Origin of the sequence: Kluyvera sichuanensis (assembly GCF_014218705.1) — a bacterium.
GTDB classification, from domain to species: Bacteria; Pseudomonadota; Gammaproteobacteria; order Enterobacterales; family Enterobacteriaceae; genus Kluyvera; species Kluyvera sichuanensis.
The window spans coordinates 1-513 of the sequence record NZ_JABBJF010000086.1; the positions used below are offsets into that span (position 1 = coordinate 1).

General features: G+C 52.0%; 1 rRNA gene. It reads left to right on the forward strand.

The window, feature by feature from the left end:
* A 16S ribosomal RNA gene (locus tag HII27_RS26860) occupies positions 1-503 on the forward strand; the annotation flags it as partial.
* Positions 504-513 lie beyond the last annotated feature (10 nt).

Sequence of the window (513 nt, forward strand, 5' to 3'; positions counted from 1 at the left end):
TGAGACAGGTGCTGCATGGCTGTCGTCAGCTCGTGTTGTGAAATGTTGGGTTAAGTCCCGCAACGAGCGCAACCCTTATCCTTTGTTGCCAGCGGTTCGGCCGGGAACTCAAAGGAGACTGCCAGTGATAAACTGGAGGAAGGTGGGGATGACGTCAAGTCATCATGGCCCTTACGAGTAGGGCTACACACGTGCTACAATGGCATATACAAAGAGAAGCGACCTCGCGAGAGCAAGCGGACCTCATAAAGTATGTCGTAGTCCGGATTGGAGTCTGCAACTCGACTCCATGAAGTCGGAATCGCTAGTAATCGTAGATCAGAATGCTACGGTGAATACGTTCCCGGGCCTTGTACACACCGCCCGTCACACCATGGGAGTGGGTTGCAAAAGAAGTAGGTAGCTTAACCTTCGGGAGGGCGCTTACCACTTTGTGATTCATGACTGGGGTGAAGTCGTAACAAGGTAACCGTAGGGGAACCTGCGGTTGGATCACCTCCTTACCTTAAAGAA